Annotated in this window: 16 protein-coding genes; 2 read left to right on the top strand and 14 right to left on the bottom strand. The window is 64.3% G+C overall.

Annotated elements, in window-relative coordinates; all coding sequences use genetic code 11:
- Positions 1–14 precede the first annotated feature (14 nt).
- From gspD to gspE, 11 genes are read right to left on the bottom strand one after another with little or no spacing between them, the layout of a single operon-like run.
- Complete coding sequence (gspD, locus tag ACFY9W_RS09425) at positions 15–2,246, bottom strand: type II secretion system secretin GspD (RefSeq protein ID WP_391128843.1); 2,232 nt, start codon at positions 2,244–2,246, stop codon at positions 15–17.
- On the bottom strand, positions 2,243–2,755 hold the full coding sequence (locus ACFY9W_RS09420; RefSeq protein ID WP_391128841.1) for a hypothetical protein: 513 nt from the start codon (positions 2,753–2,755) through the stop codon (positions 2,243–2,245). Before ACFY9W_RS09420 ends, gspD begins: the two co-directional genes overlap by 4 nt.
- Positions 2,752–3,366 carry a type II secretion system protein GspM gene (gene gspM, locus ACFY9W_RS09415; RefSeq protein WP_391128839.1) on the bottom strand — a complete coding sequence of 205 codons (615 nt, stop codon included), beginning with the start codon at positions 3,364–3,366 and terminating at the stop codon, positions 2,752–2,754. Before gspM ends, ACFY9W_RS09420 begins: the two co-directional genes overlap by 4 nt.
- Complete coding sequence (locus ACFY9W_RS09410; RefSeq protein WP_391128836.1) at positions 3,347–4,390, bottom strand: PilN domain-containing protein; 1,044 nt, start codon at positions 4,388–4,390, stop codon at positions 3,347–3,349. The genes gspM and ACFY9W_RS09410 overlap by 20 nt, the downstream gene beginning before the upstream one ends.
- The gene (locus ACFY9W_RS09405; protein WP_391128833.1) at positions 4,387–5,100 is read right to left on the bottom strand and encodes a type II secretion system minor pseudopilin GspK; all 714 of its coding nucleotides are present in this window, start codon (positions 5,098–5,100) and stop codon (positions 4,387–4,389) included. Before ACFY9W_RS09405 ends, ACFY9W_RS09410 begins: the two co-directional genes overlap by 4 nt.
- Entirely contained in the window at positions 5,097–5,705 is a 609-nt protein-coding gene (locus ACFY9W_RS09400; RefSeq protein WP_391128831.1) for a type II secretion system protein GspJ, read from the bottom strand. The genes ACFY9W_RS09405 and ACFY9W_RS09400 overlap by 4 nt, the downstream gene beginning before the upstream one ends.
- Positions 5,702–6,064: a prepilin-type N-terminal cleavage/methylation domain-containing protein gene (locus ACFY9W_RS09395; protein WP_391128828.1), complete on the bottom strand. Its 363-nt coding sequence runs from the start codon at positions 6,062–6,064 to the stop codon at positions 5,702–5,704. Before ACFY9W_RS09395 ends, ACFY9W_RS09400 begins: the two co-directional genes overlap by 4 nt.
- Positions 6,061–6,501: a GspH/FimT family pseudopilin gene (locus ACFY9W_RS09390; protein WP_391128825.1), complete on the bottom strand. Its 441-nt coding sequence runs from the start codon at positions 6,499–6,501 to the stop codon at positions 6,061–6,063. The genes ACFY9W_RS09395 and ACFY9W_RS09390 overlap by 4 nt, the downstream gene beginning before the upstream one ends.
- Positions 6,502–6,503: 2 nt before the next feature.
- Positions 6,504–6,926 (bottom strand): type II secretion system major pseudopilin GspG, encoded by a 423-nt coding sequence (gene gspG, locus ACFY9W_RS09385; protein ID WP_391128822.1) that lies wholly within the window; start codon positions 6,924–6,926, stop codon positions 6,504–6,506.
- Between the two features lie 10 nt (positions 6,927–6,936).
- A complete protein-coding gene (locus tag ACFY9W_RS09380; RefSeq protein ID WP_391128819.1) occupies positions 6,937–8,136 on the bottom strand; it encodes a type II secretion system F family protein in 1,200 nt (399 codons plus the stop codon).
- A 1-nt stretch (position 8,137) separates the two neighbouring features.
- Positions 8,138–9,826: a type II secretion system ATPase GspE gene (gene gspE, locus ACFY9W_RS09375; protein WP_391128817.1), complete on the bottom strand. Its 1,689-nt coding sequence runs from the start codon at positions 9,824–9,826 to the stop codon at positions 8,138–8,140.
- Between the two features lie 489 nt (positions 9,827–10,315).
- Here gspE and ACFY9W_RS09370 point away from each other — a divergent pair, with 489 nt between their 5' ends.
- Both ACFY9W_RS09370 and ACFY9W_RS09365 read left to right on the top strand, forming a co-directional pair.
- On the top strand, positions 10,316–10,558 hold the full coding sequence (locus ACFY9W_RS09370; RefSeq protein WP_391128814.1) for a hypothetical protein: 243 nt from the start codon (positions 10,316–10,318) through the stop codon (positions 10,556–10,558).
- Positions 10,555–13,269: a glycoside hydrolase family 3 C-terminal domain-containing protein gene (locus tag ACFY9W_RS09365; RefSeq protein ID WP_391128811.1), complete on the top strand. Its 2,715-nt coding sequence runs from the start codon at positions 10,555–10,557 to the stop codon at positions 13,267–13,269. The genes ACFY9W_RS09370 and ACFY9W_RS09365 overlap by 4 nt, the downstream gene beginning before the upstream one ends.
- A 33-nt stretch (positions 13,270–13,302) precedes the next feature.
- Here ACFY9W_RS09365 and ACFY9W_RS09360 read toward each other — a convergent pair whose 3' ends face one another.
- The 3 genes from ACFY9W_RS09360 to ACFY9W_RS09350 all read right to left on the bottom strand — a co-directional run bounded on the left by ACFY9W_RS09360 (position 13,303) and on the right by ACFY9W_RS09350 (position 16,158).
- The gene (locus tag ACFY9W_RS09360; RefSeq protein WP_391128808.1) at positions 13,303–13,944 is read right to left on the bottom strand and encodes a TetR family transcriptional regulator; all 642 of its coding nucleotides are present in this window, start codon (positions 13,942–13,944) and stop codon (positions 13,303–13,305) included.
- Positions 13,945–13,998: 54 nt separating this feature from the next.
- Positions 13,999–15,342 carry an MATE family efflux transporter gene (locus tag ACFY9W_RS09355; RefSeq protein ID WP_391128805.1) on the bottom strand — a complete coding sequence of 448 codons (1,344 nt, stop codon included), beginning with the start codon at positions 15,340–15,342 and terminating at the stop codon, positions 13,999–14,001.
- A gap of 462 nt (positions 15,343–15,804) precedes the next feature.
- Positions 15,805–16,158 carry a Rid family hydrolase gene (locus tag ACFY9W_RS09350; RefSeq protein WP_391128802.1) on the bottom strand — a complete coding sequence of 118 codons (354 nt, stop codon included), beginning with the start codon at positions 16,156–16,158 and terminating at the stop codon, positions 15,805–15,807.
- Between the last annotated feature and the right edge of the window lie 25 nt (positions 16,159–16,183).

Raw genomic sequence — 16,183 nt, 5'->3', positions numbered from 1 at the left:
TATCGAACAGGTCATTATCTTTTCAATTGGCTTTGCAGCAACTGCATCTGTTGACGGTAATCCGACGTGACTTGGCGCGCCTGCTCCGGATTGTTCACTACCTTGGGCGTGATCAATACGATCAGCTCGGTCCGGTCGCGGCTCTTGGAGCTACTGCCAAACAGCCAACCCAGCCCGGGAATGCGCGACAGCCCCGGCACGCGGGTGTCCGACTGAGTGTTGTCCTGTTTGATCAGGCCGCCAAGCAGCACCGTCTGGCCGCTTTGCACCGCCACCTGGGTCGACACCGCGCGGCTGGAGATGCGGGGGTTGGGCTGGGTGGTGGTTACTGCGCTGTCATCGGCGTCGCTGACCTGCTGCTGGATGTCCATGTACACCAGGCCACCGGGGTTTATGCGCGGCACCACATCGAGAATGACCCCGGTCTGCACGTATTCGACGCTGCTCAGGGTGGTATCGGAGTTGCTGGTATTGACCGTGGTCTGGCTGATCGGGATGTTGTCACCAACCTGGATCTGCGCCTGCTGGTTGTTCAGCACCACCAGCGACGGCGCCGACAGCACCTGGGTCAGGCCACGGGTTTCCAGGGCGCGCAGGGCGACCTGCAGGTTGTTGCTGACGAACGAGTAGAACATCGAACTGCTGCCCAGCGCCACGCCACCGGCGCCCAGCGCCCCTTGGCTGCCGCTTTCGTTGGCCACGGTGGTGCTGGAGGAGTTGCCCGCCAGGCGGCCCAGGTACCACTGCACCCCCTGATCGAGGTCACCGGTGAGCTTGACTTCGAGAATGCGGGTTTCGATCTGCACCTGCAGCGGTGGGCTGTCGAGGCGTTTGATCGCGGCTTCGATTTCCTTCCATTGCGCCGGCCGAGTGCGAACCAGCAACTGGTTGCTGCTCTTCTGCGCGGTGATGCGCACGGACTCTTCCAGGCTCTTGGCACTGCCGTCGCCCGCTTCAGTCGCTGCGCTACCCATTTCGCTGTCGCTGCCTTGTTCCGACGGTTCGTCGTAGGCTTCGCTCTGCTCATCGTCGGCCTTGTTCGCCTGGGCGGTCATGCCGCTGCCGTTCAGGCCTTGGCTGGCGGTGCCGTTCAGTGAGGTCAGGCTGGTGGTCTTGAGCCCCGGTGCGACCTTGGCCGGCGTGTCGTCGCTGACCTTGCCCGAGCCGTAGATCTGGCGCAGGTAGCGCGCCAAGTCGGCGGCCTTCATGTTGCGCACGTCATAGACGAACAATTGAGGCTCGTTGCCGCCACCTTCATCGATGGTGCGGATCCAGTCGCCTACCTCCTGCAGGTATTGCGGCTGGGACGAAATGGCGACGATCGAGTTGGTGCGTTCGTTGGGCATGAACTTGACCATGTCCGATAACGGCATGCCGCTGTCCGGGCCGAACAGCTTCTGCAGCTGCGGCATCAGTTCGGCCACCGAGGCACGTTGCAGGCCGTATACGCCGATCGACATGCCCTTGAGCCAGTCGACGTCGAAGGTGTCGATGGTGTCCTGGTAGTTGGCCAGTTCCTCCGGGGTGCCGGCCAGGCTGATTACGTTGCGCGCCGGGTCCACCAGCAGGAAGGCATTGTCACGCACGAACGGTTGCAGCAACTTCTGCATTTCGCCGGCGCCGATGTAACGCAGGTTGTACAAGCGCGCAGCCAGGCCGCCGGGGGGCTGCGCCACGGCGACTTCCGGGACCAGCTTGCCGGCGACGGCCTTGTCCGCGGGGAGGATCACGTAGCGGTTGCCCTGGCGGATCATGGCGTTGTCGGTCCAGGACAGCAGGGTTTCCAGAATCGACAGCGCCTGCTTCTTGTTCACCGGTTTCGAGGTGGAGAAGCTGACGCTGCCTTTCACGCCCTGGCTGATGCTGTAGTTCTCGTGCAGCAGGTCGCCCATCACGCTGTTGATCACCGCCTCGATCGGCTGGTCGGTGAAGTTGAAGACGATATCGCCCTGGTCGCTGGCGGCGGGGGCTGCCGGCCGGCTGGCGGGGCGGGTGAAGCGCTGGTTGCCCTGGATGATTTGCCGAGTAGGCGCGGCGCTCGCCGCTGGCGCACGCGGCGTATCGTCCGCTTGGCTCGCTGGGGCTGGGGCACCGGCACCGTCGAGTGCTTGCTCCAGCAGCGCCGGGTCGCCGTGCAGGTCTTGCCGGGGCAGGGCGCAGCCGGCGAGGGTGACGGCGACACCCAGGCCCAACAAGGGCGCCCGCAGTGCAAGGAGGGGGGAACGGGGGAAAAGCGGCATGGTCATGGTGTCGTCGCAGGCGGAAGTGTGATGGCGGGAGCGGTGGAGGGCGGTGGCAGGCGCAGCAACGGCATGCTGAGCGTGTGACTTTGCCCGGCGCGGGTGAAGGTGGCGCGGGTGGCGCCGAGCTGGCTGAGGGTCCAGCCACTGGCGAGGGTGCTGCCCAGGGCAACCTTGGTTGCCGGCTTGCGGCCTTCGCGCAGGTAGGCGAAGCGCCTGTCGCCGTCCAGCAGCACGCCGCTCAAGGTCATCCCGGCCAGGGCGGCGGCTTGTGCCAGCGGGCCATGGGCATCCGGCTGACGGCCTGGGCTGAACAGCGGGTGCTGCCACACGGCTGCCAGCTGTGCCTTGGCGGGTTCGACCAGATGCACAGGCGGCTTGGCAGCTGCGTTGCTCGCACGTGCCTGGGGTTCCAGCCAGTGCGGCTGGGCGGGCGATGCGAACAGCCAGGCAGCACCCGCCAGCAGCGTGACGTTGGCGGTCAGCAGTGCCAGGCGCAGGGTCTGTGCCTTCATGGCTGGCCTCCTTGGCTGGCGGCCTGCAGGTAGCCGCGAATCAGCAGGTGCACTTCCAGGCGCCCGGCTGGGCCCTGTGCCGGGGCGCTGCTACTGCGGCGGATGCTCAACTGCTCGATGAATAGGCTTGGCTGGCCGTATTCCAGGGCACGCAGCAGTGCGCTCAGCGGTTCGATGGCGCAGGCCAGGGTCAGGCTGACCTTGACTGGCCGGTACGGCTCGGCCTGGGTCTCAGCGCTTTCGGCGGGGGCGATCGGCATGCGCTGGGTCACCTCGCAGCCGGCGCCGGTCGAGGCCTGGCGGCGCACTTGCTCGACGGCGTATTGCATGAGGTCGGCCGCCACGGCATTGGGGTCGTCACCGGGTAGCAGGCTGTTGCGCTGCGCCGGGTCGTTGCGGGCCTGTTTCAGGCGCGCTTCCAGCTGCGGCTGCTCAAGCATCAGGCTGGCATAGCGGCGCTCCTGTTCACGCAAGGTCTGCGCCTGCTCGTCGAGATCGCGCAGCGGGGCCAGCAACAGGCTGTCGACGAACAGGTACCAGCCGGCCCAGAGCAGCAGGCCGAGCACGCCCAGCGCGATGATCTTGCGTTCCCTAGGATTGAGCGGGCGCATGGGGCACCTCCCGCTTGAGCTGGGCACTGATCGAAAAGCGCTCCTGGCCAGTGGCCTTGTCCGGCAGGATCACCCCTTGGAACTGGGCATGTTCCAGGGTCTTGCAGGCCTTGAGCTGGGCGATCATGGCGCTGCTGCGCGCGCTCTGGCCGGAGAACGTCACCTCGCCGGCCGCGTGAACTTCCAGTTGCTCGACCCAGGTTTCATCGCCCAGGCAGGCGCTGAGGTCTGCCAGTAGCGCCGTCACGGTGGGCTGCGCGGCTTTGCGGTTGGCCAGGTACGTGGCGGCGCCGACGCTGCTGTCGAGGGCCTGGCGCAGCTGTTCGATGTGCTGCACGGCCTCGCGTTGGCTGGCGACCTGCTGCTGCATGGCCGCCACCAACGCTTGGCGCTGATCGACGAATACGCCGGCCAGGAGCAGGCAGCCGGCTGCCAGGCCCAGCCACAAGCCTTGGTCGAGGCGGGACGGGCGGGCCAGGCCGGTATCGCTGCCGGCCGGCAGCAGGTCTATGCCCAGGCGCTGGCCATCGGTGCCTTGAACGTCGATGGCCAGCAGCGGGAGGCTGCGTTCACGGCACGCCACGAGCAGGGCATCGAGGCGCTGGCGGGCGATGGCCACCAGCTCGACCTCGGCGTTCGCTGGCTGCTGGCGCACCACGCGGGCGATGAAGTACACCTGCTCGGGGGGATAGGGGGTGTACTTGTCGATTTCGTAGGACAGCACTTCCCGCAGGTTGCGCGTGGCGGCCAGCGGCAGGTTGATGCGCTGCGCCAGCACTTGCCGGGCATCGAGCACGAGCACGGCGGGATAGCCAGGTTGAAGGTCGGCAGGCAACGGCCAGCTCACCCGCTGCGGCGCAGCGCGCTGGCCGAGGCGTTCGGCCACGGCGGCCGGCAACAGCCCGGTCAGCTCCGTGCGCCAGGCCAGCAGCCAGTGCCTGACAAGGCTCTGCCGCCAACCTGCGGCGCAGGCCTGCCGGTAACCGGAAAGCGCTGCCGAGCAGCGATTTGCCAGCGGGGTCATTCCTGCCACCGCAACACGCGATAGGGTTTGCCGCCAGCGTAACCCGGCAGCAGGACAAAGGTGGCCTGCACGTGCGCGGCGAAGCCACCCGCCAGGGTCGCCTCGCTGTGGACGCTGAGGATCTGCCCGGCGTCGGCGACCTGGCCGTTGCCCGGGCGCAGGCCGAGGGCGTGGGCCAGGTGCGGCTCGACCAGGTTCGGGTCGGGCACGGCGCTGCCGGACCACACGGTTATCGACGGCAGCACGCGCGCGTACAGCGAATAGTCCATGGCTGGCAGTTGGCGAAATTCTTCGAGCATTCGCAGAGGTACCTTGTTGCGCCTCGTCCTTAAAGCGTGGGTGATGGTTTTGGCTCGCCCGCTGCTGGCGCTAGAGGCACGCAGCAGCCGTTCGAGCGATGCGACCGGGGCCGCGTTGAGGTCGAGCTTGCCTCGTTCGCTGGTTACCCTGATACGCAGGGTGCTGCCGGCGAAGTGCTCGACATGCAGCTGGCCATCGGGCTGCCAGCGCTGGGTATCGCGGCTCAGCAGGTTGGTCACGGCCAGCTCCAGGCCGGCCTGGGCGGCCAGCGCTGCCTGTGCCTGCCGGCCTTGCCAGAGGGCCTGGCGCTGTTGCAATTGCACGGCGATGGCCAGGCCACCGAGCAGCACGCTCAGCAGCCCGATCACCCACAACGCCAGCAGCAGCGCGGCACCGCGCTGGCGCTTCACGGCCGCCCTCCGTCGCCGGACAGGTCCAGCAGCAGGTTCACCTGCAAGGTGGGCCAGGCCTGCTGGCCGCCGTGCAGGCGCAGGTCGACCCGTACCGCTTGCGGCACCCGCTCTGGCCAGGGCCATTGCGCCAGCCAGCCGGTCGCCTTGCCCAGCGGGGTGTAGCCGCGGTACTGCAGGCTCAGCGCTTCGACGCCATCGAGCAGCCGTTGAGGTGCGCCCCAGGCCTGCAAGTGACGGCCATCGAGCCTGGCCAGTTGCACTTCGAGGTGCTGGCCGCGCACCCGCAGGCGCTGGCGGTACAGCCCGCCGCCTACCGAACTTGGCAGCGGCGCATAGAACAGCACGCTGTCGGCAGCGCCTTCGAAGGTGCTGGTGTGCTGGCCTTCGGCCGTGCGCCCGGTCAGCGGCAGCACCTGGCTCAACGACTGGCGCAGGAAGCGCTGGGTAGCGCGGCGCTCATCCAGGTTGTCGCTGTAGCGCTGGGCCTTGCCCACAGCGCGGGTCGAGGTCACCAGGGCGCTGCCGACCAGACCCAGCAACAGGCCCAGCAAGCTGATCACCACCAGTATTTCCAGCAGCGTGAAGCCGGCCTGGCGCTTCATTGCCCGGGCCCTGCGGTGCGTGCGCGCAAGGTGCTGTAGCGCGAGGCGTGACGGCCTTCACCCAGCGTAAGGTCGAGCCGGTACAGGATGACGCGCCCTGGCGCAGCTGCGGCCTGGCTCACCTCCAGTGTCCACGGCAGGCCTTGCCAGCGGCCATGCTGCTGGCCGGGTTCGAGCGTGCCGAGGTCGAAGTTGTCGATCAGCGAGCGTGCGGCACTGTTGTATCGGTCGGCGCGCGCCACCTGTTGCAGCGAGCGCCCGCTCTGGGCAAAGGCGCCGAGCAGGATCGATGCGGCGATTACCAGCAGGGCAATGGCGGCGAGCATTTCCAGCAGGGTAAAGCCGCGCTGACGGTTCATGGCAGGGCCTTCAATATCACGCGCCCGGTCAGCCAGCCGACATCGATGCGCCAGTGCCGCTCGCCACGGGCAATCTGGATGTTGCCACCGCTGGCAGCGCCATCCGGGTAGAACTCGAATGCGGCGCCCAGGCCTTCGGCAGTGTTCAGGCGCACGGTGAAATCTTCAGGCCAACGGGCGGGGGCATGCCCGGCCATCACTACCTCGCGCCGCGGCAGGTCGAAGCGGGCGCGCACCGGCTGGCCGCTGCCGATCGCCTGCATGCGTGCACTGCGCAGGGCGCTGACCATATTCGACAGCGCACTGCGTTCCTGGGCACTGTGCAGGCCGCGGCCGACGCCGACCGTCAATATGGATGTGGCCACGCCCACCAGCACGATCACCAGCAACAGTTCGAACAGCGTGAAACCACGCTGGTGGTGCTGCAGCGTGCCCATGCTTACTGCCAGTTGCCCAGGTCGGCCTTGTAGCCTTCGCCACCGAGGGCGCCGTCCTGGCCGAGGAAGATCAGGTCGAAGCTGCCGTGCTTGCCCGGGTAGCGGTAGGCGAAGGCATGGCCGAACGGGTCGAGCAGATCGGACGGTTTGGCGTAGGGGCCGGCCCACTGGCTGGCGTTGGCCGGCTTGTGCAGCAACTGGTCGAGGCTGGCCGGCGGGGCGCCGACATCCAGCGCGTAGCTGTCGACCTTCATGCTCAAGCTGGCCAGTTGCGCCTTGCCGGCGCCGTACTTGCCCTTGTCGACGTTGCCGCCGACCTGGCGCACGACAATGGTCGCGACGATGCCCAGCAGGACGATGACTGCGAGCATTTCGAGCAGGGTGAAGCCCGCCTGGCGGGCGGTGGAACGGGAGCGGGAGCGCATGGGCGGTTTCCTAGATTGTGCTGGTGAGGCTCATCAGCGGCAGCATGATGGCGAGCATGATCGCTGCCACCAGCACCGCCATGACGATGGTCAGGGTCGGCACCAGGGCCGCCAGCAGGCGGTCGATGGTGCGCTTGCTCTCGATGTCGTAGACATCGGCGACCTTGAGCAACATGGCGCCGAGGCTGGCGGACTGTTCGCCGACCTCGATCATCTGCAGTGCAAGGTCCGGCAGCAGCGGGTCGGCGGACAGCGCATGGGGCAGGCTATCGCCCTGGCGGACGGCCTCGGCGACCTGGCCGACGTGTTCGCGCAGCGCGTGGTTGGCGCTAACATCGCGACCGATTGTCAGTGCGGCGAGCAAGGTGACGCTGTTGCTGAGCAGGGTGCCGAGGGTGCGCGCCAGGCGCGCTGTTTCGAGTTTTTGCAGCAGCGGGCCGAGCAGGCGGCTGCGCCATAGGCGGCGGTCCTGGGCGACACGCCGTTCTGGGTTGCGGCGTGCCGCCAGCAGCAGCGAGAACGTTGCAGTCAGCGTGCCCAGGCTGATCAGGCCCCAGGCGTTGACGAAGTCGCCCAACGCCAGGATCGCCCGGGTCACCCACGGGATCGGCACGCCCAGGTCCTGGAAGATCGGCATGAACTGCGGCACCACGTAGGCCAGCAGCAAGCCCAGCGAGCCAATAACGCCAATCACCAGGAACGCCGGGTAGATCAGCGCGTTGAGCACTTCGGCGCGCAGCGTGTGGCTGCGTTCCAGGTAGCTGGCCAGCTGCGCCAGGGTGATTTCCAGTACGCCGCCGGCTTCACCGGCACGTACCAGGCTGGTGTAGAACGGGGTGAAGGTCGCCGGGTGTTCTTCCAGGGCCAGGGACAGCGGCTGGCCGGCCTTGACCTGGTCCCGCACGCGTTCGAGCAAGGCCTTTGCCGCCGGTTTGCGCAGGTTCTTCAACAGGGTGGCCAGGGCCTTGTCCAGCGGCTGGCCGGCACTGATCAGGGTGGTGAGCTGCTGGGTGAAGCTGATCAGCTCTGCAGGCTTCAGCACACTGCGCTGGCCGCCGGCACGCAGCAGGCGGCTGCCTGGCTTGAGGCTGAGCACGAGCAGGCCGCGCTGATGCAACTGGCGCGCGGCCAGCGCTTGATCTGCGGCCTGCACTTCACCACGCTGCTTGCGCCCTTCACTGTCCAGCGCGCGGTAGCTATAGACCGGCATGTCAGTCGCCGCCCGTCACGCGCAATATTTCTTCAAGCGAGGTGACGCCGGTCAGGGCCTGGCGCAGGCCTTCCTCATAGAGTGTGACCAAGCCTTTGCTACGCGCTGCGGCTTCGAGGCTGGCGGCATCGCTCTGGCGCATCAGCAGGCTGCGCAGGTCGTCGTCCATCACCAGCAGTTCGGTGATCGCACTGCGGCCATGGTAGCCGCCACCCGGGCTCTGCTCGTCGGGGCGGTACAGCAGGATCGGCCGCTGCTCGGTGTAGCGCTGCAATTGATGGCGCTCGACCAGTTCGGCCGGCGCTTCAAAGGCGATGCGGGTGCGCGGGTCGAGGCGGCGCACCAGGCGCTGGGCGAGGATGCCCTGCAGGGTCGAGGCCAGCAGGTAGCCTTCGACGCCCATGTCGAGCAGGCGGGTGATGCTCGCTGCTGCGCTGTTGGTGTGCAGCGACGACAGCACCAGGTGGCCGGTGAGCGACGACTGGATGGCGATGCTGCAGGTTTCCAGGTCGCGCATTTCGCCGATCATGATCACGTCCGGGTCCTGGCGCACGATCGAGCGCAGGGCGGTGGCGAAACCCAGGCCGATCGAGGGTTTGACCTGGATCTGGTTGATGCCGGTGAGCTGGTACTCGACCGGATCCTCGACGGTGATGATCTTGCGTTCGGCGCTGTTCAGGCCGGACAGCGCGGTGTACAGCGTGGTGGTCTTGCCCGAGCCGGTCGGGCCGGTGACCAGGAAGATGCCGTGCGGGCGTGCCAGCAGTTGTTCGATGCTGCGCAGGACCGGGCCACTGATGCCGAGGCTGGCGAAGTCGAAGCGAACCGTCTGCCGGTCGAGCAGGCGCATCACCACCGACTCGCCGAAGCTGGTGGGCACGGTGGATACCCGCAGGTCGAGCTCGCGGCCCTGCATGCGCAGCATGATCCTGCCATCCTGGGGCAGGCGGCGCTCGGCGATGTCCAGGCGGGCCATGATCTTCAGGCGCGAGATGATCGCCGCGGCATAGCCACTGGGCGGCGCTTCGCCTTCGAGCAGCACGCCATCGACCCGGTAACGCACCTGCAGTTGGCTTTCGAAGGGCTCGACGTGGATGTCCGAGGCGCGCTGGTCGACGGCATGCTGCAGCATCAGGTTGACCATGCGCACCACGGGAGCTTCGGACGCCATGTCCTTGAGGTGCTCGATGTCGCCTTCGCTGACGCTATCGTCGTCCAGCGCCTCGACCAGTGCGCCCATGGCCGAGCGGCCGGCGCCGTAGGCCTGCTCGATCAACCCGGCGACCTGTTCGGCAGTGGCGATGACCGGCTCGACGGCCTTGTCGGCGTGATAGCCCAGTGCCGACAGGGCGTAGGCAGAAAGCGGCACGGCAGCCGCCACGCGCAGGTGGCTGGCGGTTTCGCTCAGGGTGATGACGCCATGGTGACGGGCGAACCGTTCGGTGACGCCAGGCGCTGCTTCGACGGTTTCGTCAGCCAGGCGTGGCGCACCGAGCAGGTGCGCGTAGGCGGCTGCCATCTGCCCGTCCTTGACGGCGCCGAGACGCAGCAGCGTGTGCAGTTTTTCATCCTCGCAAATGCCTTGGGCGACACCCAGCCGAACGGCGCGCTGTATATCAGCCAGTTGCAGTGCGCCTGCACTTAGCAGCCACTCACATATAGCGTCGGCGGTAGGGATTTCCAAGTTCATGGTGATGGCTTTATGCAATGTACTGGCTATATGGCGGCATTTATTTAGTTACTGATTTAAAGGTCGCCGGAGAATACGTCGTTGCCTTTCATGGCGCAATAGAGTGCATTTCGAGATAAATTCCCGATATTTAGCGTGGACTTTCCCAGCGGCGACGGGAGCTTACCAGATTGCTAAACCTAGCTGCAACTAGGTTTAGTGATTGGTTTAAAATTGCTTATAAACTACGAAAAAAGATGTTACATGCCTTCGATTTTGTATTTTTAGCAATTAATATCGAAATAATCCGCTGAGTTTATGAGTTTGAGCGTGCAGAGGAACGCTAAATGAGCAAATTCAACCGCCATTTTCGTCAATATTTATCGCGCGCTTAAGCTGAGTGTCTGTCGTGACTTGAACTTTTTCTCGCAGTGCCCAGACTTACGCCCGCTGCATGCCTGGGCCCGGGCCATGCCGTTCATTTCAAACCTTTCAATCGAGAACTATTCGATGAATAGACTATTGCTGTCGCTCGCCTGTTCGGCGCTGCTGGCCACGCATATCAATGCCTTTGCCGACACTTCGACTGCCAGCCAGCAGGCGACCACCCAGAGCGCGCGCGAACAGCTCGATGCCCAGCGCGAACGCATCACCGGCGTCGACCGGGTCGGCCAGGAGGCGGCAGCCTCCAACGCGATGCTCGACACCCCCGTCGACACCAGCGATGCCCCGACCCAGGTCAGCCAGCCATGAGCCGTACAAGGAACCGCCGTGTGAACCCTCTGAAACACACCCTGGGCCTGAGCCTTCTGGCGCTTGGCGTGATCCAGGCCTCCGGCGCCCTGGCCGCAGCGCCGGCCACCGGCAACGAAGTCGAGGCGCGGGTCAGCTCGATCCTCGACAACATGAACACCTCGGAGAAGATCAACTTCACCCGGGTCAACGACGGCCACATGATCCCGCCGCTGCTCAAGTGGGGCATCCAGGGCACCGTGGCCTATGACTCGTCGATGGGCGTGCACGTCAACAACGCCACCTTCGGCGCCCAGTACCCGTCGCAGTCGGCACTGGCGGCGAGCTGGAGCATCAACCGGGCCAAGGAATTCGGCCTGGCCATCGCCTATGAAACGCGTATTTCCGGCGGCCAGCAGATGCTCTCGCCAGGCGTCAACCTGTACCGCACGCCATACAATGGCCGCTCTGCCGAATACCTGAGCGGCGAAGACCCGTTCCTCGGGGCCGTATTAGCTCCGGCGGTGGTCAACGCCATCCAGGTCCAGGGCATTCAGGCCGGCGCCAAGCACTATGTGGCGAACGAGCAAGAGGCAAACCGCCAGGCGGTCAATGTCGTTGCCGACGAGCGCACCCTGCGCGAGTTGTACCTGCCAGGCTTCGAGTCGATGGTCAAGAATGCCAACGTCGCCTCGATCATGTGCGGCTTTAACAAGGTCAATGGCGATTATGCCTGTGAAAACCATCACCTGATCACTGAGGTGCTCAAGGGTGAGTGGGGTTACCAAGGTATGGTGATCAGCGACTTCAACGCCATTCACGACCCTTTCAAAGGCGCTTGGGCCGGCACCGACATCGATATGCCGTCGGGCCTGCAGTTTACCGAAGCCAACCTGCTGCCCTACCTGTGGAGCGGCCAGCTGACCCAGAACGTGATCGACGACAAGGTCAAGCGCAACCTGCGGGGTATCGTCAGCTACGACCTGCAAGAGCATATGAACACCGCGCAGACCCTTGAACACACCGAGTACGGCCAGCGCGCGGCGCTGAACCTGGCGCGCGAGTCCATCGTGCTGCTGCGCAACGCCGACACCGCTGCCGGCAAGCCCTTGCTACCCCTGGCGCGCACGGCCAAGGTCGCCGTGATCGGCGACTGGGCCGCCCAGGCCCCGGCTTCACCGTTCGGCACGGCCAACTCGCCACCCAACAGCTACGTTACCGAACTCAGCGGCCTGCAGCAGCTGGCCTCGAGCAGCAGCAACGTCACCTACCTGTCGGCGTTGAGCCTGAACCCGAAGGCGTCGGTGTGGTACCAGCCGAGCAGCGACAAGGGCACGGTCAGCAACGCCGGGGTCAAAGCCGAGTACTTTGGCAATACTACGTTGAGCGGCTCGCCTGTACTGACCCGGGTCGAGCCCGGGGTGAACCTGAACTGGACCACTAGTAGCAATGAAACCAACAACGGCACGACCGCTGTCAGTGGTTTCAGCCCTACCGCCGGCGCGTTCTCCGCGCGCTTCACCGCGACCATCAAACCGACCCTTTCCGGCAAGCATGTGTTCAAGGTGCGCGCCGATGGCCCTTACAAGTTGTGGGTCAACGACAAGCTGGTGGTGGAAAGCGACGGTGTGCCGTACTCCTCCGACGTGGTCAATGCCCTGGTCACCTCCGGGCAGAGTGCGGCCCTGGTGGCCGGCAAGTCCTATACAGTCAAGCTTGAATACCGCCGCGTGCAGGGCAATTTCACCCCGGCTTTGGGCGGCCTGGCTGGCGTGCAGATGAGCTGGGCATCGCTGCGCCCGCCAAAAGACCTGGCGCAATACGATGCCGTGGTGGTCGCCGCCGGCACCAACTACGAGAGCGAAGGGGAAGGGGCCGATCACGGCTACGACCTGCCGGACCAGCAGGCTGACCTGATCAAATTCATCACCAAGGCGAACCCGAACACTATCGTGGTCCTGCACGGTGGCGGTGTCGCCAACATGCAGCCCTGGGCCAAGAAGGTGGGCGCCACGCTGCACGCCTGGTTCCCAGGTCAGCAGGGTGGCCAGGCACTGGCCGAGATCCTGTACGGCAAGGTCAACCCCTCGGGCAAGCTGCCGGTGACTATCGACAAGCAGATCGAAGACAATCCGAGCTATGCCTCGTATCCGGACCCGGCAGCCTATCGTGGTGATGAAGCACTGACCGAGATCGACTACAGCGAAGGGTTGTACCTGGGGTATCGCGGCTACGACAAACGACAAGGCAAACCGCTGTACCCGTTCGGCTTCGGCTTGTCGTACACCACCTTCGAGTACTCGGACCTGAAGCTGTCGAGCAATGTGATGACGCCGGGCAACACCATCGACGCCAAGTTCACCTTGACCAACAGCGGGGACAAGGCAGGCTTCGAAGTCGCTCAGCTGTACATCCAGCCGATCGACCCGCAGGTCGACCGCCCGAAAAAGGAGCTCAAGGGCTTCACCAAGGTCTATCTGCAGCCTGGTGAAAGCAAGACCGTGAGCCTGCCGATCGATTCGCGCTCCCTGGCGTACTTTGTGCAGAACAGCGACAGCTGGGATGTCGATGCCGGCAAGTTCAAAGTCTGGGTGGGCCCGGACTCCGAGCACCTGACGCTGCAGCGCACCTTGTTGACGCTGATCCCACAGCATCTGACCACCCGCGACAGCAACCCGCTGCCGGCACCGCTGAGGGCCGCAGTGCAGGTCAGCGCCTCGCAGGCCTACTGACGCAGGCGCACCGGCCTAGGGATGGGCCGGCATTCAGGCGCGGATGGCCTCAGTCAGGCGCTTCAGGTAGGCATCGAGCGTCGCGCCGACATCGACCTGCTCAGGGGCGCGCAGCCACTGGATCTGCAAACCGTCCATGACGGCGAAGACCTCTGTGGCCAGTGTCTTCACATCGACGTCGGCACGCACTTGGCCTTGCTCCACCAGCGTGGCCAGGTGCGCCTGGGCGTGGGTATGGGTGAGTTTGAACTTTTCCTTGTACCAGGGCCAAGCCGGGTGCTGTTCTGACAGGCTCTCGATATTTATCATCATTGCTGCCTGGCATTCCGGCAGACTCTGCACGCTGAAAGCCATGCTCATGCGCACGAATGTCAGGAAGCTCTCCAGCGTCGGCTCGATCTCGAGTGTGTCGAACTGCTCGGTGACCCGCTGATCACGACGGTTGATCAGCGCCCGCAGCAGCGAGACTTTGTTAGGGAAGTGATGCAGCAGGCCGACCGTAGTGATGCCGGCCAGCTCGGCAACATCACGCATGGAGGCCGCAGCATAGCCATCCTTGGCAAATACCAGGGTTGCCGCATCCAGCAGCGCAGCACGGCGCATCTCGCCTTTGGGCGCTCGGCGGCGTTTGGTAGCCGGCGCTTCGGCCGACTCGGTGTGTTCCTGTTCTGACATAAACCCACTGGCAACTGTGTTGGAGGTGTGCGGGGCGCTGATTATGGCAAACATCTAATATTCATGCGCCCAATAAGTGCCCTGGCGATTTATGGCCATGGCGGTGGCGATCGAAATCACCGCGACCAGCGCGTTGCCGCACCACAGCCCGAGCATCACACCACTGGCGCCGTAGGCCTGAGCGCCTGCCCAGACGAAAGGTACGCTGCCCAAGGTAGCGCGCAGCCAGGCATAGGTCGGCACCCACCAGACCCGACCGCGGCTGATGAACAGCGAAATCGAAACGAAGTCCAAGCCTATCAGCAGCCACCAACCTGGGCCGTAGCGACAGAGTTGCTCGACCAAATGTTGCCCAGGCCCGGATAATCCGAACAGTTGCCCCATCCAAGGTGACAGAAGCAGTAACAGGACCCAGACCACCAGTCCGTGGCCTAGCACCAGCTTGCAAGCGCTGCGCAGTGCCGCCTGTACCCGCCGGGAATAGCCAGCGCCCAGATTTTGCGCCAGGATCGGTACCAGCGCGCTCGGCAGGGCGAAATACAGGCAATAGGCGATTTGCAAGACACGGTCCATCAACGCCATGCCGGCCATCACCGAGACGCCGAACGTGGCCAGTTGCGCCATGCTGTAGGTGAGGGCCAGCGGCATAGCCAGGCTGGCCAGGGTGAAGGGCAGGGCGACGCGGTTGATCCGGCCGGCGTACAGGCGCATCACGCGCCATCGGATGTTGACGGTCAGCCCGACGTGGCGGTGCAGTTGCCACAGACCGAACAGGCTACTGACGGTAGCGGCAATCAGGCAGGACAGGCCGGCGCCCCACAGCTTGAGGTCGAGCACGAAGATCAACAGTGGGTCGATCACCGCCAGACACAGCGCGGCGGCCACCACCACTGCCAGCGCCCGGCCACTGTACCCGCAGGCGCGCAGCGCCTGTGCCGCGGCTTGGGTAATGGTCGTCAGTGGCGAGGCCACCAAGGTCATGAAGATGAACTCTCGGGCAACGCTGGAGGTCGAGGCATTGGCTCCGAGCAAACCGGCGAAAAAGTCCTGGTACAGCCACTGTATGAGCGCCACCAGCGCCGACGCCAGCGTCACCAGTAAAAGCGTGTGTGTTACCAGCGCTGGCAAAGGGGCACATGTACCCTGGCCGACGCGGCGTGAAATCATCGACCCTGCAGCGACGACGATGCCGGCGACGAGGCTGGCATTGAAGAGCGCCAAGGTCTTTCCGATGCCGACGGCGGCCACCAGCGCTTCGTCGTGCAGCATGGCGATATAGGTGAGCGTCAGGATATCCGTAAGGAACACGGAGAGTAGGGCGAGGCCGCTAGTCGAAGACATCACCAGGACGTGGTGGCCGATGGCGCCTTGGGTAAATGTGAAGCTCAGTTTTTTCATGTGGGATCGCCAGGCGGACGGGCCCCTTGCGTGATGATCTACACGTCTTGTCGCAGAAACCAATTTTGCATTTTACAGGGCGTGCTGATGACCTCAATGCTGTCTTTAGCTAGGTTTCGATTTCGACAGCTATTGTTACCTCTCACACTTCGAACTCGAAAGGCCTAACGACCATATTCCCAAAATGCATGATCCAACTGTCGCAGGGTTTATGGGAGGCGTATCGCCGGCCAGGGCAGTGCTGTTGGAGGCCGTTTTGGATGATTGGTGCACCTGCTAATCGAGTGAATGCGAAGTACTGGCGAGTAGCTTGAAAACCGTAGTCGCTTAGTCATTCACAAGATACGCTTCCATCAGCTGAAATGAAAAAGGCGCCCAAGGGGCGCCTTGGTTTCAGCCGTTCGATGCATAGTGGAGGTTGTGGCAGCACCGGCCTGCAACGTTCGAGCGCTACTGAAAATTTCAGTCTTGTACTGCCACTAACGCCATTTCGACCAGCAAGCTCGGTTTGAACATCGCGGCTTCGACACACGCGCGAGCAGGGGAGTGGCCTTCTGCGACCCAGCTCTCCCAGATTTCATTCATGGCAGCAAAGTCATTCTGGATGTCTTTCAGGTAAATGGTAACCGAGAGGATCTGCGATTTGTCGCTCCCGGCCTGTGCCAGCAAGGCGTCAATATTCGCCAAGGTCTCGCGAGTCTGCGTGCGGATATCGCCGTCGTGGTTGTTCGCCAACTGGCCGGCCAAATGAACGATACCATTATGGATCACGATGTTGCTCAGACGCTTGTTGCTGTGCAGTCGTTCGATTGTCATTTTTGCGAATTACCTTCTGGTTGTT

The sequence above is a fragment of the Pseudomonas sp. NPDC008258 genome (assembly GCF_042956345.1).
Classification (GTDB): Bacteria; Pseudomonadota; Gammaproteobacteria; order Pseudomonadales; family Pseudomonadaceae; genus Aquipseudomonas.
This window is presented reverse-complemented; position numbering and strand designations above follow the sequence as displayed.

What these genes read in the sequence shown, in the direction of transcription:
- ACFY9W_RS09395 (WP_391128828.1), bottom strand. Translation starts at nt 6,064, where the DNA reads ATGAACCGTCAGCGCGGCTTTACCCTGCTGGAAATGCTCGCCGCCATT.
- gspE (WP_391128817.1), bottom strand. Translation starts at nt 9,826, where the DNA reads ATGAACTTGGAAATCCCTACCGCCGACGCTATATGTGAGTGGCTGCTA.
- ACFY9W_RS09420 (WP_391128841.1), bottom strand. Translation starts at nt 2,755, where the DNA reads ATGAAGGCACAGACCCTGCGCCTGGCACTGCTGACCGCCAACGTCACG.
- ACFY9W_RS09355 (WP_391128805.1), bottom strand. Translation starts at nt 15,342, where the DNA reads ATGAAAAAACTGAGCTTCACATTTACCCAAGGCGCCATCGGCCACCAC.
- ACFY9W_RS09390 (WP_391128825.1), bottom strand. Translation starts at nt 6,501, where the DNA reads ATGGGCACGCTGCAGCACCACCAGCGTGGTTTCACGCTGTTCGAACTG.
- ACFY9W_RS09360 (WP_391128808.1), bottom strand. Translation starts at nt 13,944, where the DNA reads ATGTCAGAACAGGAACACACCGAGTCGGCCGAAGCGCCGGCTACCAAA.
- gspG (WP_391128822.1), bottom strand. Translation starts at nt 6,926, where the DNA reads ATGCGCTCCCGCTCCCGTTCCACCGCCCGCCAGGCGGGCTTCACCCTG.
- ACFY9W_RS09350 (WP_391128802.1), bottom strand. Translation starts at nt 16,158, where the DNA reads ATGACAATCGAACGACTGCACAGCAACAAGCGTCTGAGCAACATCGTG.
- ACFY9W_RS09370 (WP_391128814.1), top strand. Translation starts at nt 10,316, where the DNA reads ATGAATAGACTATTGCTGTCGCTCGCCTGTTCGGCGCTGCTGGCCACG.
- ACFY9W_RS09380 (WP_391128819.1), bottom strand. Translation starts at nt 8,136, where the DNA reads ATGCCGGTCTATAGCTACCGCGCGCTGGACAGTGAAGGGCGCAAGCAG.
- gspM (WP_391128839.1), bottom strand. Translation starts at nt 3,366, where the DNA reads ATGCGCCCGCTCAATCCTAGGGAACGCAAGATCATCGCGCTGGGCGTG.
- ACFY9W_RS09400 (WP_391128831.1), bottom strand. Translation starts at nt 5,705, where the DNA reads ATGAAGCGCCAGGCCGGCTTCACGCTGCTGGAAATACTGGTGGTGATC.
- ACFY9W_RS09410 (WP_391128836.1), bottom strand. Translation starts at nt 4,390, where the DNA reads ATGACCCCGCTGGCAAATCGCTGCTCGGCAGCGCTTTCCGGTTACCGG.
- gspD (WP_391128843.1), bottom strand. Translation starts at nt 2,246, where the DNA reads ATGACCATGCCGCTTTTCCCCCGTTCCCCCCTCCTTGCACTGCGGGCG.
- ACFY9W_RS09365 (WP_391128811.1), top strand. Translation starts at nt 10,555, where the DNA reads ATGAGCCGTACAAGGAACCGCCGTGTGAACCCTCTGAAACACACCCTG.